Here is a 21,862-nt window from a genome sequence, read left to right as displayed (position 1 = left end):
GGCCAGTCCCGTCGCATAGTCCACGTTGTAAAAATCGTAGATATACAGAAACCGGAAGAACACCTCCGCCTCGTCCAGACGCCCCCGCTGATAGAATCGATACGCATAGGCATAGATGCCATCCATCAAGTCCTGGGAGTACCCTGCATATCCTTGATGGTCACGCCAGCCTGAATTGCCTCAAGCATTGACGGCGTCATCTCTTCCAATTCAATTACATCGGAGTCACGCGTTTTTTGGGCCAGACCACATCCTCATACCGGTCAATGGTTAGCCAATCGATGCGGCGATGCAACACGATTCACTGTACGCTCCGCCCCACGGAACAACTTTCAAAAATCATGCGAAATACAATTGTTTGATTTGTCAACCCTCTGCGGCATCCGGACGCACACGCTCGTCTGCGCTGTCGTCCGGCGCCACGTCCGGCGCCACGTCCGGCAGGTTCGCACGCTCCACCTCCCGCAGCCACTTCAATACCTCGAATACTGGGGCCGACCTGAAAAATGGAAGTCAACGTTTCGTAAAATCGAGAAACGTTGGCTTGGATGAATCGAATTCCGAGAGCGGTCTATCTATCTATCTATCTATCTATCTATCTATCTATCTATCTGTCTGTCTGTCTGTCTGTCTGTCTGTCTGTCTGTCTGCCTGCCTGCCTGTCTGTCTGTCTGTCTGTCTGTCTGTCTGTCTGTCTGTCTGTCTGTCTGTCTGTCTGTCTGTCTGTCTGTCTGTCTGTCTGCCTGTCTGCCTGTCTGTCTGTCTGTCTGTCTGTCAAAGACATTCTCAAATGTCCGCGGACATAATGAAATGGCCAGCCCGATCCCCGCGACCGTTCTGCGATAGGAAGTTCGGTCCACGGTAGAGGAGAGCGCCATGAACAAGATCACGCTGATCGGTATCGATTTGGGCAAGCATGTGTTTCATCTGCATGGGCAAGACGTGAAAGGTCACGAGGTATTTCGGTAAGCGATCCATCATTGACGCCTCTCAGGGAGGTTGATGGGGAGGCGTCGTTCCGGAACGGTGCCGATTTTTAGGTACGCTTGCGGATGGGGTGCGAGTACGGATGAACGAGTACGAGGTTCGAGGCTGAGGGTAAAATCGCAACCGATGTCGCACGAGTTTGAGCGTTGATTTCTTCTTCCGACAGGGGTTTTGAAACACGACGTCCACCCCATACTGCCAGACATGCTGGACGAGGGTCATCAGGATGCTGCGTTTCCCAGGAGACCTCTAGAGAGTCACCTGATGGGAATTCCAGAACGAGCGAGTCTGCGGTAAGGGGTACCAACTGTCCTGACGCGTCCTGGACGTACGCTTTGATTTGCTTTGGATCGGACATGTTTACCTCCGTTGAATGTGAGATGGCTGGTTAATGCGAGGCCGTAGGCATCTTCCACGGCAGCAGCGCGTCGTAATCGTCGACGGTCTTTGCCAGCGGGAGACGCTGGAACAGCCAGGTGAGATAGTGATAGGGATCGATGCCGCTCGCCTTGCAGGTCTCGACGAGCGTATATAGATTGGCGCTTGCGTTTGCGCCGTCGACGGTGTCCGAGAACAGCCACCCGCGGCGCCCGACGCAGAACGGACGAATCGCGTTTTCGCAGGGATTGTTCGAGATGGGCCAGTCGCCGTTCTCGACGTAACGGATGAGCTTTGGCCACTGCGCGCGCAGGTAAGTCAATCCCTTACCAAGCAGGCTCTTCGGTACGATGCCAGATGACTGCTCGAGCATCAACGCGTGGATGGCGTCGAGTACGCGTACGCTGTATCGTCGTCGCAATCGCTGTCGTCGCTGCGCCGGCCACATTTCACTACGTGTCTCGGCAGCGAACAACTTTCCGATCAGCTTGATGAAGCGCGTCGCGAGCAGATTGGGCGTTCGAGCAGCCTTCGGGACGCTGTCCTCCGCTTTGACGAAGTACCGTCTCACGTGAACCCAGCATCCAAGATGCACGAACTGGTGACGTTGAGCGATGTCGTTGTAGGGCTCGTAGCTATCGGTCATCATGACCGCACCCGCGCGGATCCCGGTGAACAGCTTGTCGGCCAGCTTGGCACCGCGTCCCGGGGTATAGGTGAAGCAACGAATGGGAACGCCCGAACCGGTCATCTGCGCCCAGAGGTAACTCGTCGATTGCGGTCGACGGCCTTCTTCCTTCAGCACTTGGAGCGTCGCCTCGTCGCAGTAGATGAGCTCGGAATCGAGCAGCGCATCGCGCATCAGGTTGATCACGGGCTGCGTCGAGAGGCCGACGCGGACCATGCTGGCAGCAATCGTGTTCGACGAGATGTCGCCGCCGAAGCGACGCAGTAGGCCAGCCTGGCGATACAGCGGCATGCCGAACTGGTACTTGCCGGTAGCGATCCACGCGAGTGCCGATTCGCTCAACAGTCCGCGCGGGATGATGCGCGGCGGCGCCGGCGTGACCTTGATGCCGAGATCGCAGCACGGACACGCGTATTTGACGCGCTGGTGCTGGATCACACGAAGCTGCTCGGGGATCACATCGAGCTGCTCGCTGATCTCCACGCCGAACTCGACGAGCGCGTGCCCATCGTTTGCGCAGAAGCGTTCAGCTTCGGGCAGTTCGTGTCGCACGACGTCGCGCGGCAGGGTGGGATCGAGCGGTTTGCGGTGGCCGCGTTTCTTGCGCGTATGCGCAGTGACCGTCAATTCCGGAGTGTCTTCCTGCGCCGGCGTTGCGTTCGTGCCCAACGCTTCGGCTTCATTGAACAGACCGAGCTTTCCCGAGGTTCGTGCCTCGCTTTTGGCGCCGAACAATTCGTGTCGATAGGCGCGCAGCCGCTCCTCGGCGAGATCGCGTTCCGCCGTCACGAGACGCAGCGTGCCGCGAACTTCTTCATGCTCGTGCTGAAGCAAACCATACGCTTCGCGTATCGCGAGCAGCGCGGCAAGTTCGTCGGCGGTGATGGCGACCTGGATCGGCATGCCGATCCCGAGTTCAACTGACGCGACGATATTCGCGTCTCGGATGCCGCTGGATCGTGGTAATGTCATCACCGTCGAGCAACGCGTGCAGCAGGTCCGTCGTCATCGACACGACTTCGGTTTTCTTGTCTGGCCAAGTGAAGCGATCGGCCTCGAGGCGTTTCATCAGCAGCCAGAAGCCGTTCCCATCCCAGCCGAGGATCTTGATGCGATCACGACGCCGATTGCCGAACACGTAGAGCGAGGCATCCATCGGGTTCAGTCGCATCGACTGTTCGACGAGAATCGACAGGCTGTTCATGCCGTAGCGGAAGTCGACAGGATCGCGGTGCAGATACACCTTCAGGTCTTCGTCGAACCGGAACACGGAAGCCTCCCGAGCATGTGGATGACAGTGGTCAGTTCGTCGATGCTCGCCTCACCGAGATCGAACTCGACGCCATTCGACAGACGTACGTGCAGCGAGAGTGCCATCGAAGAAGCTGGAGGTAACGGCTTCGGTGAAAGCGCCATCCGTGGAGTGGTCACCGACACGACTGGCACGAATGCCGGCGGTGAGTTTGGAATATCGATTGAAACGCCATCGGCAACAACAGGTGTCCGGGCCATCCGCTCATGCTCGACCTGGGCTTGGATCTTTTGATGTCGTGCGACCCAACTGCGCAGCAGGTTGGGATTGAGGTCATGCTCCATAGCCGTCCGCGCAATCGAAACGCCGGGCTGCAGGCACAACTGCACTAATTCGTCTCGGGCAGCATCGTCGTATTCACGGCGGCCATCCCGTTTCCGACCGACCACCAGTCGGCTACGCAAGTCTCGTTTTTCTGTCATACCCTCTGATGCCAGCTGTCCACGTGGACACGTAGCATCAGAGTGCAGCGATTTCTAGACAAGGGCGTCGGTAATGAATCGCATACGTATTTCGCAAGAGGCTGACGCGCGCCCAGCTCCTGCCGTTCTTCGGAAATCTGAAGGCCGTGACGGTTGTCATGGAAGCCTGCGCGGGATCCCATTGGCTGGCACGTCAATTGATCGCCATGGGACATGCAGCCAAGCTCATTTCGCCTCAGATTGTCCGCCCCTTTGTGAAGAGCAACAAAAACGACTACATCGACGCCGAAGCGATCTGCGAGGCTGCGGCGCGACCCTCCATGCGCTTTGTCGCACCTCGCTCAGAGGCACAGCAAACACTTGCTGCGTTGCATCGGGTTCGAGAGGGACTCGTCGTTGAGCGCACGGCCACCATCAATCGAATTCACGGCATTCTTCTGGAATTCGGCATCACTCTGCCAACATCCAAAGCTGTATTGAATCGCATATCCGATGCCTTGGGCGCCAATGAGTTGCCATCTCGACTGGCCGAGCTGCTGCACCGATTGCACGAACACTACCGATATCTGGATCAGCAGGTCCATGACATCGACAAGGATCTGAAGTTGCAGTTACGCGAGGACGAAAATGCGGCCCGGCTACTGTCGATTCCCGGGATCGGTGTCGTCACGGCAAGTCTTCTCGCGTCCGAGATCGGGAACGTTAGTCAGTATGAAGGCGGGCGCAACTTTGCCGCGTCGATCGGCCTAGTTCCCAAGCAACACAGCACCGGAGGCCGCAACGTTTTGTATGGAATCAGCAAGCGAGGTGACAAGCATCTGCGTCACCTGTTGGTCCAATGTGCGCGAGCCGTCATCCAGCGAGTGGCGCTGCGAACCGATGGGCTTGGCGAGTGGATTCGATCGATGCTCACACGACGCCATTCGAACGTGGTGGCGTGCGCGGTCGCCAACAAGCTCGCTCGAATCGCTTGGGCTGTACTGACCAAGCACGCCGCGTACGATCCATCGCTCGGGTGTCGTGCTTGAAATTTTGTCCCACCAGGTTTTGCGACTGCGGTAACTCTGATGATCCAACGGCACAGCGACCGGACGAAGAACCTGACAAGTTGTACAGCTCCCAGCAGCTGCCGACATTTTGAGGATCGACCGGTGCGGTTTTCATCGTGGAACGAGGCGTAACCTCAGATTCCGGATAGATTTGCGCAAGCCAAAAACGTCAGAACCAGGGGTTGCAAAATTCGGGCTGGCCATAGATTACAACTTTGCTCTTACACACAATGTCAAAGCCAGATTCAAATGTCCGGTCCGGACATTACTTATATGGTCGCCTCCCATTTGCAAGGCAATTTTGATCGTGGCGAGGAGGGTGGTTGCGGACTTATATCCGGACTCGATCGCAGGACGTGCCTGCCGGCCCCGATGGATTTCGCCGCAAGGTTCCTAATCTAAATAGCGGACTCGAGGTCCGAGAAATGTCTCAGGCTTGCCCTTGCGCGGTCCAACCTGTCTTGCCATCTTTCAACATCACCTGTGCAACCGTGGATGGGATAAAGGAATTGAAGCTTGACTACTGCGACGGTGCTGCCTCATACGTTCGGCCATGCGCCAGCAGCGCCCAGATTGTTCGCGCCATCTTGTTTGCGAGTGCAACAGCAACGACGTTCGTTGGTCGTCGGGACAGCATCTGACGCAAACGCTCCGGCAAGTGCTTTGAGCTCGAGATGACCGATCGCGCGCCGTGGATCAGCAGCGTCCGCAGATAAACGTCACCGCGTTTGCTGATCCCACCGAGCTTGATCTTGCCTCCCGAGCCGTTCTGCCGCGGCACGAGACCGAGATAGGCGGCAAACTCCCGCCCCGAGCGAAACGTTCTTGCCTGTCCAATGACCGAAACCGCGGCAGTTGCCGTGAGTACGCCCACGCCCGGAATCTCCGAGATGCGCAGGCATGCATCGTCATTGCGCCGCCAATTGAGAATGCGTTGCTCGATCCGAGCAATCTGCTCATCGAGCGCACGGAGTCGCGAAAGCTGATCCTGCAGGCTGTCTAGCAACATGGCCGGCAACTCGTCGGCCAGTGACGCCAGCGCGGCTTTGGCGGCGTCGATCGATGCACGACGGCCTTGAGGCAACACGACGCCGAACTCGTAGAGCAATCCGCGAAGTTGGTTGACCTGCATGACGCGAATCCGGACCAGTTGCTGGCGTATCCGGTGCATCGCCAGCATGGCTTGCTGGTCTTCGGTCTTAACGGCCACGAACCGCATGCCGGGACGCTGGGCAGCTTCCCAGATCGCCGCGGCGTCAGCCTCATCATTCTTGTTAGACTTCACGAACGGCCGCACGAACTGAGCTGCGATGAGCCGCACGTCGTGGCCAAGCCGTGCCAGGACCCGGGCCCAATGATGAGCGCTGCCACTGGCCTCCATAACGACGCGACTCGCCGGCCGGTTGGCGAAGAACGGCGCGAGCTGGGCACGTTTGAGTACCTTGCTGTGAATCGCGCCGGTTTCAGGCTCGACATAATGAATCTGGAAAACGCGCTTGGCCAGATCGATGGCAATGGTCGTGGGTTCCATTTGGTTCTCCTTGGCGGCTGGGCTGCCGAACCAGCAATGTCGCATGCTCTGGACGCGAGATTGCGGCGCCGGACGGCCCGTTAAGGCGGGAGGCGACCATTCCATCTAAATGACCGTTACACCAAAAATATTGATAGATATACTTATGTCAAGTAACCGGGAATACTTATGAACCTGAGAGCGATCCCATGGAACCTTCCGGCATATTTGCACGCGGCGTCAAATTCTCTAACCGTTCTCGGCTGGCACTGCGAGCCAGTGCTGGATCCGGCGAGTAGTAGACGATGACTAAGCTCTTCTCGGCCCGGCTGCAGGTCACGTAGAACAAGCGGCGGGTGCGGTCCGAACCGGTCTCTCGGCCGGCAGCTTCATTTTCAAGGTCCGCCTTTGACTTCTCCTTGGTACCGAAGAATTTGACGTAGGCAAAAAGAAAACCTCGCGCCGCGTCGTCATTGATCACGACCAGTACGCGTGGGAACTCAAGCCCCTTGACGCCCTGATGCGTCCCGAATTGCGACTGTCCTCGCGCGTACAAGTCGTAGCGCTCGATCTGGCTCAGTGGTGCCTCAAGCGCTTTGCTCCATGCGCTCAGCTCAGGACTGGTGTCTTCGGCTTCCCCGTCCTCGGTGCGCTCGACCTGATCGCCCTGCCCTGAGCTGTCCTCGGCCGCTACGGCCTTGGCGTCACCGGAAACGAAGGGAGCCAGTGTGTCCAGGATGGAAAACAGACCCGTCTGCACAACAAACTCGAGCACAGCCGGAGCATTGATCTCAGGCGGTTCCGCGATCAGCGCCAGAAGCCCGTCGCACGCTGCCTTAGCCTTGCCGAGCTGCGCGACCTGATTCGATCCAGCCTCTTGAAGCGCTGCGCGATCCAGAAGGGGCGACGACGCCTTGATGATCGCAGTAGCCCCGATGCGGTCGTTGGCACGAAACTCCTTGACCAGCGGCAACACGTCCCTGACGAAGAATCCAAGACCTGCTCCGGCGCCTTGAAGCAGGCTCGTCCTGAGGTTGTCGATCGCCCAAAGCGGCTCGAAGAATTCCGCGAAACCGAATCGCCTGGCAGACATCAGGTTCTCAAGGGCGAGCGTCTTCACCGTGTCAGAGTTCTGCCAGGCCTGGTCACCAGCAATCGTCGCCATACGCTGACGTACTGCCGCTTCAATGGCGAAGGGGTCGGCGCCTGCCTAGGGCGCGATGAAGACCCGGACCACGCCCTTTTCAGCGTCGCTGCGGGGGACCTGTTCCTCGCCATCGACATCGACATCGTGGCGGATGCTGTTGATATCCGTGAGCCGATCGGAGGTGCGTAGTGCCAGCTTGTCGCGCCCCCAAATTTAAATTTTCAGGCTGCAATCCAGAGTTGACGCCCCCGATTTTTTCGAGACAGCTCACTGGCAAGACGACAGTTTTATGCAAGCGGGGTTAACGTCTTCGAGATACGCTTTTTCAGCGTTACGAAATCCACCGATCCAGACATTAATAATTATAGGACCCATGAAACACAAGAGTGTTATTTAAAAATCGCGTGATGCTTCAACGCGAATCAATAAAAACACGCATTTCCACCTCTTTTTTTAAAATTTTCCTGAATCAAAATCATGATTAATTCTGTCAAAATCTGGATTAACGCTACCATTCTGAGTCAACGATCGCATCGGCCTTCTATAATGCGTGAAGCAGGGTCTTCTACGGCAGTAGATAACATCGTCCTACGGGATCGCGTGGTTAACGTAACGAACTCCCAGAATAGAGATCAATTTCCGAAATCGGATTTTCAACAAGCGCCATCCAACTGGGCCGGCCCCCGCGAAAGCAGCGAGGCCAATGGACGAGTCAAGCCGTCGGCAGCGCTACACGGCCTCCCCACCGAACTCGTTCATCAGATTGCCGAATATCTGCCTCATGGTGATCGGCTTGCGCTGGCCGGGGCCAATAAAAGGTTACGCGATGCACTTGCGCCGATGCGAGACGCTTCCCTGAAGGTACGCGATGAAGAGGTGCCAAAGCAAATCGCGGCATTACTCGATAGTCACGACCCGAGAGTAGCGACCGCCTTGCTTAAGGAATTTTGGGCTGTGCCACCCAAACTGCGAGGCATGGTTCTAATGAGACTTATCTGTGTGATTAGCAGTTGTCCACAGTCCGAAAGAAAGATGCTGTTCGATGGCGCCCTCAAGGAACTTATGGATTTGCCCGCCGAACAACGCGATAAGAAGATGGAATGGACTAATGGTCCGATGATGGAAGCGCTAGCGATAAATGTCTCTAGCCTGTCGAGCGCCGACGAAAAGGTAGTGGTTGAAATTCGGAAGGCCATCGACAAAGCAACGTCGGATTTGACCAACGAACAATGCCGCAAGCTGAACCGGGAATACGATGACGTTATCTGGGCGGGCGTATCTGGCCGACGAGCGGCGGTCGATGGTTTTCTCAAAGCACTCGAGGATCTGCCCGCCGAACAACGCGGCAAGGTGCGGGCGAACCTCGCCGGAGTGATCCCTTGGCCAGGATGTGAGCAATCAGCGGCGTTGGATGACATGTTCAAGGCGCTCGAGACCCTCCCCCCCCAACAACGCAATTGGCCGGTGCAAACCATTTTGAACGATATCGATTGGGGCGCAATCCGCGTAAAGGGGGCGGCCGATCGCTATCGTGCGTTGCTGACAAACCCGCCTTATTGACACGAGTCATATCAGCTCCGACTCCAACCGAAAAGCGGCGTTCGATGACGCCCTCACGCTGCCGTCAGCCGAAGTAATCTATGGTCCACCCCATTTTTGCAACACTAATCTTCGATGTGATGGTGATTTGCCTAAATCTATTCGGCGTCGTTGACCGTAAGCGCGAAATCCTCCGCACCTAACCGGCACTGCTGAATCGATCCACGATGACAGCTGACACGATTGACCTCGATTTCCTGCCCCTGAAGGTGACCCATGTCTCCCCGAACGGCAAGCGATCATTTGATCCTGATGGGAAACGCCGCCTGGCGAGGCATGTTTACAACCCGGCGCTTCACTATCAGGTCTGGCGCTCAAGGCCGGGGTGAACGCGAACCAGCTACGCAAATGGGCCGAGATATACCGGAAGGCGGGCGTAACCGCCGCAGCGCCTTGCCGATCACCTTGTTCGAGGGGACGAGGTTGTTGAGGAAGCCGATTGAGCCTTCGAAGCCGGGGGCATAGGCGCGGCCGCAAACGCTCGGTCGAACCCGGCAGTTACTTGCTCTGGCACATCATGTCACCCTACACGCAAGACTCGCTTCCACGTTTAAGTTCCAGGCGAATCTGCCCTGCTTCGGCGGGACCTTCCACCTGCCAGCCAAGGCGCTCGTAGAACGTCTGAGCCCGTGTGCCAGGCGTGGTTGCCAACCAAACCATTTGCAGTTCCCTCGACCACAACCATGACACCATTTCGTCGTGCAGACGCCGTCCGTAACCTTGTCCCTCCGCGTCTGGATGCACGAAGAGCGCCCAGATACTTCCGTTGACGGCGTCGGCAATACCGAAGGCCCAAATTCTGTCGTCTACCTCGATGACCCAACCTCACCCGGTATCTTCGATTGAACGTCAAACGTCTTCTTCTGGAATCACGATTCCTGGCGCCAGCCGGTTTTCCCGCACTGCGAAGCGCACGTCAAACATCTGCGGAATGTCCTGTATTTTGGCCAGCCTGATCGATGCCAATTCATTCTCCTTGGGTGTACAGCCTATAGCGGATGAAACGGTTTCCGCAAAGTTCAGTTTCCCCATCATTGATGAACCCAAGACGCTGCATACTTTTCCGCTGACGTCTTGTGTCCGGCAGCAGTGCCGTGATGGAAGCCAGACCCATTTGGGAAAACGCCATGCTGATAATTTGTTGATAGATCACGTGTCCCATTCCCCAGTATTCCGGAAGGAGCACCAACGCCAGGTCGGCATCACCGGATTCATGTTGCAACCCTCCCCATCCGGCAAATTTTCCGTCGACGAAAAAAGCCAGAGGCCCGTATCCGTGGCGTGCCCACTGCGAGTCCTTTTCCAGAATCCATGCGAGACATTTCCTTTCGTCAAAGGTGTTCTCAGCAAGTGGCATGTGACGCAAGACCAGGGGATTGCTGTTCAGTGCGACGACCTCTTTCACGTCCGCCTCTGTGAGGCGTTTGCATTCAAGCTTCATCTGAACTCCTTGACAATTTGCAGGATGCGGCTACGAGTTGCCGGCTGCAATCTTTAGCACGAGCGGATCGCGCTCGCGGAGAAAACCGGAGCGTTCATAAAACGGGGAACTTCTGTCGCTCGGCGATACCGCAGGCAACTCCAGTCGTTGTTTCTGGGACCAACGCCGCGCCTCAGTCAGCAAATGACTGCCGATGCCCTTGTCGCGAAATTCGGGCAATGCGAGCAACGACTGGCGCGTAACTGGATGCTTCTCGCAGAATGCCAGCAGGACCTTTTTCGAAATGATTCGCTTGGGTCAAGTGCAGTCCCATTTTGGGACTGCGGCAAGTCTTGTTGATTGACGGGGTTGATGAGCGCGTTGACGCTAAGCTGCGAAGACCGCTAAAAAGGGGGCGGATAGCAAGATCGGCTAGTTCGATAGCGCCGAGCAAACATTTCTGACCCTGCCTCGTTTTCCATGCGTGATAGAACTACACGCCGACCTATTCGTAGGACATCGTGATGGTCGCCTGCGCATCCGCTTCGCCGCCAGTGACCTTCGCGCCAGTCTGGATGTAGGCCGCCTCGAATTTCAGATCGATGTGCTGATTGTCCTGGTCAGGCTGGTATTGGCCGACCGGCATGGCGTGTCCTAAATTCACGAAGGCCTTGTTGTCGTCGTCCTTCACCTGCACGCTCACACCCGATGCGCCATTTGCATTCGATAACGACAGCGCTCCAGGCTGAGATGGATCAATTTTCGAACCACCCGCCCCATTCATCAGGTACGACAATTTGTTAATCCCCGTCGGGCACGTCATCGATACCGTAAACGGCTTGAAATCGGATGTCGTGCCGGGCCCCGTGAACTTCGACAGCGAAATGTCGTTACCCATAGACACACCGATCTGCTTGGTTAGGATTTCGCAGGTGGGTTGGCGGATGAGGACGTGACCGATCGCATGGAAAGCAATACCATTAAGTTGACTCAACTCGACACCATTCTGTCCTAGATCGATGTCCCCAGGATTAATAGGACCATTAAGTCTAACTAGGGCAGCCCTAAATTGTACAGAGAATTTTTGGCCGTTAGGCCATCCGCTGGCAAAGTTCGTATTAAAATCACTTGCGGAGGGAGGCACCCATGGCTCCCAACCCTCCCCCGCTTTCTTAATCCGTACGCCCAACGCCAACCCAATTCCTTTTGTCCCTGGTAGTGGCATAACGGGCACGGGCTCCCCATCCGGACCATGTATTACCGAGATTTGTTTGGAATTATGGTACTTCAAACTTAGACCATAGAATCCGATCGCATGAAGAGATTTTTGAACTGGTGTCGTACTATACCATTGAGATATCACAGTATATGGCGCAAGTTGATTTGAGTACAGGGTGACGGATGATGGAAATGGAAGCGGCTCATCAACGGACTCGCCGCTCCACGCATTCGAGCAAAAAAAAACAATATTGATACGACGATACGAAAATATCTATGCATAACTTCACTCTTGATGGACGTTATCTTGTCGACCCGAAATTAATTATCTTAAATTAAGTTGCATGACGGATAGGTTTGCGCATGAAATTCGCAAGCGATGCGTCGCCGGGATTTTTGAAGGCAACGCAAATAGCTACTCCAGCGATGGCCTTCAGTTCAGACCAATTTTATAATGAAACATCGACCATTCGGCATCAGCCCCATCCGAATCCGAATCGTCGGCCGCTCATATTGGTATAGGAAATATCCTTGTGGAGGCACCGATTTATCCGGCTCGGTGGTCATCGCTGACGCAGCCGAGGACGTTGTAGAAGATAGTTCGCGGAACGAACCCACGACGATGAAACGGCAAATGAGCTTTGCGGAAGCGGAAGGCGCAGGCAAGAAGCGCGTGACCCGGCGTCAGCGTTTCCTCGACGAGATGGAGAAGCTCGTGCCGTGGTCGCGATTGCTGACGGCAATCGAGCCGTACTACCCGAAAGGAACTCGCGGCCGCCCGCCGATCGGTTTGGAGCGGATGCTTCGAATCTACTTTCTGCAGCAGTGGTACAGCCTGTCGGACGAAGGGCTCGAGGATGCGCTGTACGACAGCATCGCGATGCGGGCGTTACCGGGATTGATCTGGCCATCGAGAATGTGCCGGATGCGACCACGCTGCTGAAGTTCCGGCGCCTGCTTCTCGAACATGACCTGACGCGCAAGCTGTTCGACGAGATTGGCATCTCGCTGTGCGAACGCGGGCTGATGAGGAAGGAAGGCACGCTGGTCGATGCGACGATCATCGAAGCGCCGCCGTCGACCAAAAACGCCGAGAAGCGTCGCGATCCGGACATGCATCAAACGAAGAAAGGCAACGAGTGGCACTTCGGCATGAAGGCGCACGTGCGACCTGAAAGTCGCTTGAATTTCTGTCTAACTCAACGAGCTGTCCGTTGTGATTAAACCGGTTGTTCCGTCGCCGACCACCTCGCGGGATCGCCTATTAATCAGCGCTTCCCTAACTGTCCAGGTGTTCGCAAACGCGTACCCACTTCGGGGGCAGAGCCGATGGTGTAAGAAGATATTTTCCGATTTTAAGGTTAGCTATTTGAAATTAATTCTATAGTAAATCAACAATCATTCAACACCAGCCCCATCCCAAGTCGAATCGCCGTTTCCTGAAATTTGTATGGGAAATATCTGAGTTCAATCCGCAACGAAGCCGAGTCGCCGTCCATTGAGATCAGTCGATTCCTTTGAGTTTTGTAAATTTCCGATTTCTGACGATTGAGCAATGCGCCATCATGATTTCGCGGACGAATGCCCTCCCTGCCCGCAGACGGTGCAGCATGTCGAGACCGCCTTGATCGACAGCCGCGAGGCAACGGGCGGCGCCACCGCGCTCGATCAATGGGGCACGCTGCTGCCGCGGCCGGAAGCGGGCGGCGCCAATCTCCATCTCCGTGCTGGAAAGCGCCGGGGTGTGGCCCTATCCGAGCATGGTCAACTTGGCGGCTGCAAGGAGCGCTCGGCGGGAAGGCCGTGAGAAAAGCCTGGGTGCGCGCCCGATCGCTGAAGCCTCGCACGCGCTGCGCGCGCGCTCGTGTGGGCTAATGGCTGTTCTCAGCACGGTTGTTCACCCGGGCCGAAGCGTTAACACGAGGCTGACATTGGCCAGCTCCGGCATGTTGGCCTTCGCGGTAGCGTAGCTGCGCAGTTGGTCGGCGACGATCTTTCGCGGTGTCGGGCAGGAGCGCGGTACCCGCTGGAAGAAGCGCTTGGTAGCCGCCTTGTCGCGGCGCTTCTGCACCAAGACGTCCAGCTCGACGCCATGCTCGTCGACCGCCCGCTACAGCAAGTAGGTGGCGCTGCTGCGCGAACGCCAGAAGCTCGATCACCGGCAGGTTGCTGAGCAACTGGCAATGCTGCGCAACGGACAGCTCGCGCAATGCTAAGCGCAGTGAGCGCTTGGGGAGTAATTTTTCGTCATCGCTGGACATCGACGCGTCCCCACAAGCAGCGTCATTGTGCCGCCGCGAGATCAGCCAGCGTGATCAGTGACAGCATCGGATCGAGCGGCGACGCCTCAAACCCGACCCGTTCGTAAAACGCTTTGGCCGAATCGGACAGCGCGTGGACGATCATGCCGCGAATCCAGATCGCAGCGGCCGCGTGCAGCACGCGCAATTCGGCATCACGCACCAGCGCACGACCAATGCCTCCGCCCTGTTGTGTCCGATCGACTGCGAGCCGACCCAACACCACAACAGGGATTGGATCCGGCATATTGCGCCGGAATCGATCGGGCGTAGCTTCGACCGCGACGGCACCAGATGCGAGTGCGTAATACGCACGCACCTGCCCATCTTGCTTGGGTTGCGACGAAGGTACGCGACGCACCGCTGCGCTGATTGGCGAGCGCGCGACGTTTGAGCCACGTGTCCCAAGCTCCTGACGCCGGACTCGAAGGCGTCCAGGGCGTGCTCGGCTGTGAGCGGCTGCGGAGCCATCCACGTCATGCGGCAGAATCCCACGGCGCGGGCGTCTGCATGGTTCGACGCAATGCGACATTCGGCTGGGCTGGTGCGTCCAGGCGTGCGGGGCAGCAACCAAGACAACCTGATCCAGCAGCGTCTGCTCGGCGGCCGAACGCGCAGCGTCGAGAATGGAATCGGTGCGGGTTTTGCCGAGCGCTGCTGCGGCGCGATCGATCAGGCTCCCCGAGCCGGTGCCTGAAGCACTCCGCAAGTGCACACGTCCCTCGGTTTCCCAGACACGGTGCTCCGCAAGCCAGTCTCCGCTGCGCAAAACCAGCCTTTCCGTACTGGCACGCTTCATGCATGTTGAATTACATTCAATGTACTTGAGCGAGATTCACTAACGTTTCTTTCACGACATCGCACTGCAAGGGGGCATCATGCATAGGTCTTTCCGCACTCTGATACTGTCGTTGGCTGGCGCGCTAGCGTTGTGCGCATCCGTTCCAGGCTGGTCGCAAGACAACGATCTGCTGTCCCGAATCAAGGCGAACAAGGAAATCACAATCGCCACCGAGGCGCGCTACGCGCCATTCGAATACATCGATAACGGCAAGATCGTTGGCTATGACGCCGACCTCATGCAGTACGTGTTGAAGTCACTACCCGATGTGAAGGTCAAGCAGCTCGACCTGCCATTCCAGGGCCTGCTGCCGGGCCTTGACGCAAAGCGCTTCGATATGGTCGTGACCGCTGTCACAGTCAACAAGGACCGCGCAAGCCATTTCGCATTCACACTGCCCATAGCGGACGCCACCACCGGCGTCCTGCTGCGCACCAACGAAACATCGATCAAATCTCCTAACGATCTGAACGGAAAGATCGTCGGCTCTCAAACCGGTTCTGCCCAACTGCAGGCACTGATTGCGCTCGACAAGAAACTCAAGGACGCAGGCGGTCCCGGTATCAAGCAGATCAAGCAGTACGTCGCCTTCGACGAGGCCTATGGCGACCTGGCAGTGGGACGCCTCGACGCCGTGGCACAGTCGGTCGCCAACCTCGGCCCGCTGATGAAAGCGCGCCCGGGCGTGTTCATGGTCATGTCGCAAACGATCGGCCCGAAGAGCTACTTTGCCTGGGTGGCGCGCAAAGATGCGGATAGCGCCGCGCTCGCCAAACTGTTCAGCGAGGGCATCGCACGCGCGAACAAGGACGGCACGATGAAGAAGCTTCAGCAGAAATGGTTCGGCACGACGATGGATGTACCTTCCGACGCGCTGCCCGAACCGACGATGTAACAGCAGCGTGGCTTGTTTTCCGGTCATCGAAACGACATGAACACTCCTGACCTGCTCGCCCGCTGCCTCAGCTATCTGCCCCAATTGATGGACGGCGCACTGACCACGCTGTGCCTGTCCGCTGCGGCGATCGTCTGTGGTTTCTTCGCCGGTATTTTCATCTACACGATGTCGGCAAGTGACAGCACGCTGATGTCCGGCGCGGCGCGGGTCTATGTCAGTCTGTTCCGCGGCACGCCGGTGCTCGCGCAACTGCTGGTGTTCTACTACGTGCCCTCGGCGATCGGGCTGACGTTGCCCGGCGTGGTTGCGGCTGCGATCGGGCTGTCTCTGAACACGGCTGCGTACCAGTCGCAGATTCTGGGCGCCGGCTTCCGGTCAATTCCGCGCGGCCAGATCGAAGCGGCGCGCACCTTCAATCTCACGCAGCGACAGACGCTATGGCATATCGAGGTGCCCCAGGTGCTGGCGGCGACGCTGCCGGCGCTGGTGTCGGAGACGATCGACATCGTCAAGGCTTCGGCGGTCATCTCGGTGATCGCTGTCACCGACCTGATGCGCGTCGGCCAGCAGCTCGCCTCAGCCAGTTATCGGCCGCTGGAGGTCTATACGCTCGCGGCGTGCTTCTACCTGGCGATTACGTCACTGCTATCGCTCGTCGCGCACGGCTACGAGCGGCGTGTCGCAAAGCGCGCCTGATGCCAGGAAACGGTGCCATCCCATGAATGCATTCCTCTCCCTCGTGCCGCGCTTTACCGCCGCCATGCTCGTGACGCTCGAAGTCAGCCTGCTCGCAGCGCTGCCGGGCATGGTGGGCGGCTTCCTGTTGAACGTGCTGCGGATGCGTTTTCCGCAGACGCTGGCCTACCCTTATCAAGCGTATGTGTGGCTCGTGCGCGGAACACCATATCTATCGCAACTGGTGATCGTCTATTTCGGCCTGCCGATGCTAGGCCTGACGATGAGCGCCGTGCAGGCCACCATTCTCTCGCTGTCGCTGTATTCGGCCGCGTACTTTGCCGAAATTTTCCGCGCTGGATGGGCCAGCATTCCGCGCGGCCAGATCGAGGCGGCACGTGCATTCGGCATTGACCGGTGGGCGGCGTTTCGTGCAATCGAGCTGCCGCAGGCCGTCGCCTTCGCGCTGCCGCTGCTCGCCAATCAGGTCATTCTCGTGATCAAGGAAAGCGCAGTCGCATCGATCATCACGGTGCCTGAACTGACCATGACCGCAAGCGACATCGTTGCCTCCACCTATGCATATATCGGGCCGTACGCCATGCTGATCGTCAGCTACTGGCTCCTGACCCAGGCCGTCGCGCTACTTGCCGGACGGGCCGCGACCTTGATTAGCTTTTTGCAGAAGACCTCATGAGCGCTCTCCCCATTCTTCAACTCCGCGCGGTCGGCAAGTCGTATGGCGCCACCCGCGTGCTCAAAGGCATCGATCTCGACGTGATGCGCGGAGAAATCGTGACGTTGATCGGTCCATCCGGCTCCGGAAAAACCACTGCTTTGCGCTGCATCAACTTCCTCGAGGCGTACGACGAGGGCGAGGTGTGGATCAAGGGGCAACTTCTCGGCTATCGCTCAGCCGGCCGCACGGAGCGCGATCGCGACAGCGACGCCAGCCTCGCCGAGGTGCGCCGGCCCGTCGCGATGGTGTTTCAGCAGTTCAACCTGTGGCCGCATATGACCGTGCTCGCCAACGTGGCTGCGCCACTCGTCCTGTCAAAGAAAATCCGCAAGGACGAAGCGCGGCGCAAAGCGCTGGCAGCGCTCCAGCGCGTCGGCCTCGAGCACCGGGCGGACGCTTACCCGTCGCGGCTGAGCGGCGGCCAGCAACAGCGCGTTGGCATCGCGCGTGCCCTTGCGATTGAGCCCGAAGTGATGCTGCTCGACGAACCGACCTCCGCACTCGACCCCGAGCTGGTCGAAGAAGTGCTGAGCGTGATCCGTTCCCTCGCGCAGGACGGCATGACAATGGTGATGGTCACGCACGAAATGAGCTTCGCCGCGAAAATATCTGACAAGGTGGTGTTCATGGAAGCGGGGCGCATCGTCGAAGCCGGACCGCCTGCACAGCTTTTCGGCAACACCCGCACACCGCGCTTGCAGCAGTTCCTGAAGCCTTGGTTCGACCGGAGCCTGCCGATTGCAGGCAACGCTGCCGGGGCCTGCGCTACGCTCGGCATGGACGCGCCGGAAAACGGCGCGTCCCGGGGGGCCGCCGCATGACGCCGCATCGCCCCGATCATGCTGCTCAGGCTGCGAGCGCACACGTCGATCCCTCACGCCTGCTCGGTTCGATCGACGCCCTGGCTGCATTCGGTGCACGCACCGACGGCGGTGTAGATCGCCCGGCACTGTCGGCGTGCGATATCGAGGCGCGCCGCCATTTGATCGAACGCGCACACGCGCTCGGCTGCACCGTCACGACTGACGACTGCGCGAATCTCTTCATTCGCCGCGCCGGCACAGAAGATATCGCGCCGGTCATGACCGGCAGCCATATCGACACGCAACCTACCGGCGGCAAACTCGACGGCTGCTATGGAGTGCTGGCCGGCATCGAATGCATCGCGGCGCTGAACGATGCCGGCATCCGGACCCGGCGTCCACTCGACGTGGCGATCTGGACCAACGAGGAAGGCACCCGTTTTCAGCCCGGCGCGATGGGTTCGAGTGCATTTGTCGACCCGGCGCTCCTCGAACGCTATCGCGACGCGAGAGATGCGTCTGGCACCACGCTCGCCTCTGCACTGGACGCGCATCGAAAGACCTTCCCGACGCTCGGCAAGCACGACGCGCAGCAGCCCACGCGCGCGTTCATCGAACTGCATATCGAGCAGGGGCCGCAACTCGAACTGGCAAGCGTTCCGCTGGGTGTTGTCTGCGGCATTCAGGGCGTGCGCTGGCATGCAATCACCTGTGAGGGTGTCGCGGCGCACGCCGGCACCACGCCGATGCATGCACGCCATGACGCGATGACACTGGCGATCGCCGTGCGCGCTGAAATCGAAGCATTCTCAACCGCGCTCGGTCAGGAACATACGCGCGTGACGTTCGGGCGCTGGTCGGTGGCGCCGAATTCGATCAATACGATTGCATCGGCTGTCACCTTCACCGTCGATTTTCGCCATCCCGATACCGATGTGCTCACGGCCTTCGATGAGCAGCTCGCGCAATGCGCAGAACTGCATCGCGTCGCGGTCGAGCCGCTGTTCTCGCATGCGCCGGTCTGCTTCGACGACGCATTGGTTGCACGCCTTGCCGACGCATGCGCCGCACTCGCCGCTCCAACGCTCACGCTGACATCGGGCGCTTTCCACGACGCCATGTATCTGGCACGCCACTGCCCGACCGCCATGCTGTTCGTGCCAAGCCGCGGCGGGATCAGTCACAACCCGCTCGAATCAACCGACGACGATCACCTCGTGCTGGGCACGCGCGCTCTCGCGCATTGCCTTGCCACTCTCTGCAACGAACCTTGATGAAGGAGTCTCAATGAGCACGACTCATACCGAAGAACTGCATATGCACGACAACGGCACCGAACAGGGCCTGAATGCGACGCTGCACGAACCGATTTCGGCAGACGGCACACCGGAACTGGGCAAGACGTATACCGTTCCTGCCCGTTGCGGCCGCGCGGTGCGCCTGAAGGCGGGTCAGACCATCCGCATTGCGAACCCGCACGGCACCCAGGTCTGCGATACATGGATTTTCAACGCGGCGCATCTCAACGAATTCCTGTCGTTCGAACATACACGCGCCTATCTGGACAAGGTCGTTCCGCAGCCTGGCGACCCACTCGTCACAAACCATCGGCGGCCCATCGCGGAACTCGCCGTCGACACGTCGCCGGGCGTACACGATACGCTGATCGCCGCATGTGATCTTTACCGCTACAAGAATCTCGGCGTCGAGGGCTATCATGACAACTGCGCCGACAACATGCGCCTCGCGCTGAAGGCAATCGGCCTGCGCGCGCGGGAAGTGCCACAACCGTTCAACCTGTGGATGAACATTCCGATCAAGCCCGACTATACGATCGACTGGCTGCCGCCCGTATCGAAGGCCGGCGACCATGTTGACATCAAGGCCGTACTGGACTGTGTGGTCGTGATGTCCGCGTGCCCACAGGATATTATTCCGATCAACGCGCTCAATCCAGTCAACGTCGAGTTCACGGTGATAGCGTAATCCGCTCTTTCAACCTTTCCGATATTGCAACGGTGGCAACCAGAAAAACCTCATCCCAAACTGGCCGCGCCTCGGCCAGCAAAGGCTCAGCACCGTCGCAAGCCACGCCGGGCGATTCACTCGGTGTGCGTCTGAAGCATGCGCGCATGGTGCGGAAACTCACGCTCAAGGCTCTCGCCGAGCAGGCCGGCTGTTCGGAAAGCCTGCTGTCAAAAGTCGAAGGCGGTCATGCGACACCGTCGCTTGCCACGCTTCACCGACTGGCGCAGGCGCTGTCGACCAACATCGCAGCCCTCGTGTCCGGGCCAGACATCAACACGTCGCCGGTGCAGCGCGCGAACGCGCGGCCGTCCGTCAGCTTTCCGACTGCCCGCAACCGCGGTTCGATCGTGCTGGAGCGCGTGGTGGTGCCAGGCCCCGGCCAGTTACTGCAAGGCGACATCCACGTGATCGAACCGCACACAAGCAGCGACGAGCAGATTTCCCACGCCGGTGAAGAGCTAGGTTATGTGATCGAAGGCGAATTGGAACTGACTCTCGGCGACGAGCGCTACGTGCTGCAAACGGGCGATTCGTTCTATTTTCCAAGCAGCGTACCGCACAGCTACCGCAACCCGGCCAGGACCGTGACCCGCGTGCTGTGGATCAATACGCCGCCTACCTTCTAGGAACCGTCAACGTGCCAGGTACCGACCTCACGGCGATGCAATTGCCGCGTTTTAGCGGCATCCCAACCTTCATGCGCGTGCCGCCATGCACGGATCTCGATCAACTGGACATTGTCCTCGCCGGTGTGCCCTTCGACGGTGGCGTCACCGCGCGGCCCGGCGCGCGCTACGGTCCGCGGGAGATCCGTAACATGTCGACGATGACACGCACCACTCACCACGTGACGCGCTTCGACCCGTTCACGGCATGTCGGGTCGGCGATATCGGCGACGTGCCGTTCACGGATCTTTATCACCTCGAGCGCGCGCATGAAGACATCCGCCGTTTCTTCGAACCGATCTTCGCTGCCGGCAAGATCCCGCTGACAGCAGGCGGCGACCATTCGATCACGTACCCGATCTTTCAGGCAATGGCGCCGAAGGAACCCATCTCGCTCGTGCACATCGACGCGCATACGGACACGTGGGACTGTTTCAAGGGTTCGAAATTCACGCACGGCGCACCATTTCGCCGCGCAGTGGAGGCCGGACTACTGAATCCGGAACGCACGATCCAGATCGGTATCAGGGGTGCGCAAAATTCCGACGAAGGCTGGCGCTACTCGATCGAGAGCGGCATGCGCGTCGTGTTCATCGAAGAGTTCGACGCGCGCGGTCCCGCGGCGATCGCGGAGGAAGCACGGCGCGTGGTCGGCGACGCACCGGTCTACCTGTCGCTCGACGTGGATGGACTGGATCCGGTATTCACGCCCGGCACCGGAACACCGGAGATCGGCGGCTTGACGACCCGCGAGACACTTGCGCTGCTACGGGGTCTCGAAGGACTGAACTGGGTAGGTGGCGATGTCGTCGAGGTCTCGCCTCCATACGATCCCAGTGGCAATACCGCACTGATCGCGGCGACATTGATGTATGAAATGCTCTGTCTTTTTGCGAGACGCTGCGACTCCACCGGCGCCTGAGGGTGACGGTTGACGGGGCTACCGCAATGCAATGCGAAGACCCTGTTCGGCAGGCCAGCGTCCGCTGTCTGTGGCGGAACCGCCATTCGGGTGACCAACGCTCATGTCTCAGTCCAGGTCGATCGGCAAACCAAAGTCTGGTGTGCTAACACGCTGCATGTGCTCCAGCGCGTCGAGGTAGCGATGGACTGGCATTACAGCACGTCGCTCATCATGGACAAGAAGCGACGCTTCGAGTGAAGTACGCTCGGAATCCGTCA

21 protein-coding genes and 6 pseudogenes are annotated in these 21,862 nt (G+C 58.6%); 14 read left to right on the top strand and 13 right to left on the bottom strand.

Translation table 11 applies throughout. The features are described 5' to 3' along the window. From WS49_RS36450 to WS49_RS34290, 4 genes are all read right to left on the bottom strand, one after another. A partial coding sequence (locus WS49_RS36450; RefSeq protein ID WP_306453916.1) for a tetratricopeptide repeat protein occupies nucleotides 1-126 on the bottom strand: 126 nt, incomplete at its 3' end. A gap of 1,249 nt (nucleotides 127-1,375) precedes the next feature. Further along, complete coding sequence (gene tnpC, locus WS49_RS26255) at nucleotides 1,376-2,956, bottom strand: IS66 family transposase (RefSeq protein WP_059534761.1); 1,581 nt, start codon at nucleotides 2,954-2,956, stop codon at nucleotides 1,376-1,378. 13 nt (nucleotides 2,957-2,969) lie between these two features. Further along, entirely contained in the window at nucleotides 2,970-3,323 is a 354-nt protein-coding gene (gene tnpB / locus WS49_RS26250) for an IS66 family insertion sequence element accessory protein TnpB (RefSeq protein WP_059534759.1), read from the bottom strand. Next, a complete protein-coding gene (locus WS49_RS34290) occupies nucleotides 3,299-3,787 on the bottom strand; it encodes a transposase (RefSeq protein ID WP_179949210.1) in 489 nt (162 codons plus the stop codon). The genes tnpB and WS49_RS34290 overlap by 25 nt, the downstream gene beginning before the upstream one ends. 86 nt (nucleotides 3,788-3,873) lie before the next feature. Between WS49_RS34290 and WS49_RS26240 the strand changes: the two are divergent. Next, nucleotides 3,874-4,815 (top strand): annotated as a pseudogene (locus WS49_RS26240) (IS110 family transposase); the annotation flags it as partial. A gap of 541 nt (nucleotides 4,816-5,356) precedes the next feature. On the opposite strand, the gene WS49_RS26235 reads toward WS49_RS26240, so the two are convergent. Both WS49_RS26235 and WS49_RS26230 read right to left on the bottom strand, forming a co-directional pair. Then, entirely contained in the window at nucleotides 5,357-6,367 is a 1,011-nt protein-coding gene (locus WS49_RS26235; protein WP_059534753.1) for an IS110 family transposase, read from the bottom strand. A gap of 166 nt (nucleotides 6,368-6,533) precedes the next feature. Continuing rightward, on the bottom strand, nucleotides 6,534-7,511 hold the full coding sequence (locus WS49_RS26230) for a hypothetical protein (protein WP_257127709.1): 978 nt from the start codon (nucleotides 7,509-7,511) through the stop codon (nucleotides 6,534-6,536). Nucleotides 7,512-7,970: 459 nt separating this feature from the next. Here WS49_RS26230 and WS49_RS35355 point away from each other — a divergent pair, with 459 nt between their 5' ends. Beyond that, on the top strand, nucleotides 7,971-9,053 hold the full coding sequence (locus WS49_RS35355) for a hypothetical protein (RefSeq protein WP_156437007.1): 1,083 nt from the start codon (nucleotides 7,971-7,973) through the stop codon (nucleotides 9,051-9,053). Nucleotides 9,054-9,259: 206 nt separating this feature from the next. After that, a pseudogene (locus tag WS49_RS36250) lies at nucleotides 9,260-9,486 on the top strand (transposase); the annotation flags it as partial. 131 nt (nucleotides 9,487-9,617) lie between these two features. Here WS49_RS36250 and WS49_RS36575 read toward each other — a convergent pair. From WS49_RS36575 to WS49_RS34270, 4 genes are all read right to left on the bottom strand, one after another. Beyond that, nucleotides 9,618-9,908 (bottom strand): GNAT family N-acetyltransferase, encoded by a 291-nt coding sequence (locus WS49_RS36575; protein WP_082721813.1) that lies wholly within the window; start codon nucleotides 9,906-9,908, stop codon nucleotides 9,618-9,620. A gap of 151 nt (nucleotides 9,909-10,059) precedes the next feature. Further along, complete coding sequence (locus WS49_RS26220; RefSeq protein WP_059534749.1) at nucleotides 10,060-10,533, bottom strand: GNAT family N-acetyltransferase; 474 nt, start codon at nucleotides 10,531-10,533, stop codon at nucleotides 10,060-10,062. A 30-nt stretch (nucleotides 10,534-10,563) separates the two neighbouring features. Beyond that, the gene (locus WS49_RS36570) at nucleotides 10,564-10,761 is read right to left on the bottom strand and encodes a GNAT family N-acetyltransferase (protein WP_179949110.1); all 198 of its coding nucleotides are present in this window, start codon (nucleotides 10,759-10,761) and stop codon (nucleotides 10,564-10,566) included. Nucleotides 10,762-11,017: 256 nt separating this feature from the next. After that, nucleotides 11,018-11,506, bottom strand: a complete 489-nt coding sequence (locus WS49_RS34270; protein ID WP_059596270.1) for a fimbrial protein — start codon at nucleotides 11,504-11,506, stop codon at nucleotides 11,018-11,020. Between the two features lie 846 nt (nucleotides 11,507-12,352). On the opposite strand from WS49_RS34270, the pseudogene WS49_RS26210 reads away from it, so the two are divergent. Then, nucleotides 12,353-12,897 (top strand): annotated as a pseudogene (locus WS49_RS26210) (IS5 family transposase); the annotation flags it as partial. A gap of 388 nt (nucleotides 12,898-13,285) precedes the next feature. Next, nucleotides 13,286-13,537, top strand: a complete 252-nt coding sequence (locus WS49_RS35350; RefSeq protein ID WP_156437005.1) for a hypothetical protein — start codon at nucleotides 13,286-13,288, stop codon at nucleotides 13,535-13,537. On the opposite strand, the pseudogene WS49_RS26200 reads toward WS49_RS35350, so the two are convergent. Both WS49_RS26200 and WS49_RS26195 read right to left on the bottom strand, forming a co-directional pair. Continuing rightward, a pseudogene (locus WS49_RS26200) lies at nucleotides 13,521-13,840 on the bottom strand (DDE-type integrase/transposase/recombinase); the annotation flags it as partial. The gene WS49_RS35350 and the pseudogene WS49_RS26200 overlap by 17 nt on opposite strands. Before the next feature lie 173 nt (nucleotides 13,841-14,013). Further along, nucleotides 14,014-14,510 (bottom strand): annotated as a pseudogene (locus tag WS49_RS26195) (GNAT family N-acetyltransferase). Here WS49_RS26195 and WS49_RS36245 point away from each other — a divergent pair. Further along, the gene (locus WS49_RS36245) at nucleotides 14,509-14,727 is read left to right on the top strand and encodes a hypothetical protein (protein ID WP_257127708.1); all 219 of its coding nucleotides are present in this window, start codon (nucleotides 14,509-14,511) and stop codon (nucleotides 14,725-14,727) included. The pseudogene WS49_RS26195 and the gene WS49_RS36245 sit on opposite strands and share 2 nt — an antisense overlap. On the opposite strand, the pseudogene WS49_RS36240 reads toward WS49_RS36245, so the two are convergent. Then, nucleotides 14,638-14,829: pseudogene (locus WS49_RS36240) on the bottom strand (hypothetical protein); the annotation flags it as partial. The gene WS49_RS36245 and the pseudogene WS49_RS36240 sit on opposite strands and share 90 nt — an antisense overlap. 79 nt (nucleotides 14,830-14,908) lie before the next feature. Here WS49_RS36240 and WS49_RS26190 point away from each other — a divergent pair. From WS49_RS26190 to speB, 8 genes are read left to right on the top strand one after another with little or no spacing between them, the layout of a single operon-like run. Continuing rightward, a complete protein-coding gene (locus WS49_RS26190; RefSeq protein WP_059534743.1) occupies nucleotides 14,909-15,766 on the top strand; it encodes a transporter substrate-binding domain-containing protein in 858 nt (285 codons plus the stop codon). Between the two features lie 36 nt (nucleotides 15,767-15,802). Continuing rightward, nucleotides 15,803-16,465 (top strand): amino acid ABC transporter permease, encoded by a 663-nt coding sequence (locus tag WS49_RS26185; RefSeq protein WP_059534741.1) that lies wholly within the window; start codon nucleotides 15,803-15,805, stop codon nucleotides 16,463-16,465. A gap of 22 nt (nucleotides 16,466-16,487) precedes the next feature. Continuing rightward, a complete protein-coding gene (locus WS49_RS26180; protein ID WP_059534739.1) occupies nucleotides 16,488-17,141 on the top strand; it encodes an amino acid ABC transporter permease in 654 nt (217 codons plus the stop codon). Beyond that, complete coding sequence (locus WS49_RS26175; protein WP_082721810.1) at nucleotides 17,138-18,004, top strand: amino acid ABC transporter ATP-binding protein; 867 nt, start codon at nucleotides 17,138-17,140, stop codon at nucleotides 18,002-18,004. The genes WS49_RS26180 and WS49_RS26175 overlap by 4 nt, the downstream gene beginning before the upstream one ends. After that, nucleotides 18,001-19,260 (top strand): M20 family metallo-hydrolase, encoded by a 1,260-nt coding sequence (locus WS49_RS26170; RefSeq protein WP_059534737.1) that lies wholly within the window; start codon nucleotides 18,001-18,003, stop codon nucleotides 19,258-19,260. The genes WS49_RS26175 and WS49_RS26170 overlap by 4 nt, the downstream gene beginning before the upstream one ends. Before the next feature lie 13 nt (nucleotides 19,261-19,273). Beyond that, the gene (locus tag WS49_RS26165; RefSeq protein WP_059534734.1) at nucleotides 19,274-19,972 is read left to right on the top strand and encodes a DUF1989 domain-containing protein; all 699 of its coding nucleotides are present in this window, start codon (nucleotides 19,274-19,276) and stop codon (nucleotides 19,970-19,972) included. Between the two features lie 32 nt (nucleotides 19,973-20,004). Beyond that, nucleotides 20,005-20,640, top strand: coding sequence for a cupin domain-containing protein (locus WS49_RS26160; RefSeq protein WP_257127707.1), 636 nt, complete (start codon nucleotides 20,005-20,007; stop codon nucleotides 20,638-20,640). 11 nt (nucleotides 20,641-20,651) lie between these two features. Next, on the top strand, nucleotides 20,652-21,602 hold the full coding sequence (gene speB, locus WS49_RS26155; protein ID WP_156437003.1) for an agmatinase: 951 nt from the start codon (nucleotides 20,652-20,654) through the stop codon (nucleotides 21,600-21,602). Nucleotides 21,603-21,862 lie beyond the last annotated feature (260 nt).

It is taken from the genome of Burkholderia sp. RF7-non_BP4, assembly GCF_001521935.1.
Lineage (GTDB): Bacteria > Pseudomonadota > Gammaproteobacteria > Burkholderiales > Burkholderiaceae > Burkholderia > Burkholderia diffusa.
The sequence above is the reverse complement of the archived record's forward strand: the minus strand, read 5'-3'. Positions and strand labels throughout refer to the sequence as shown.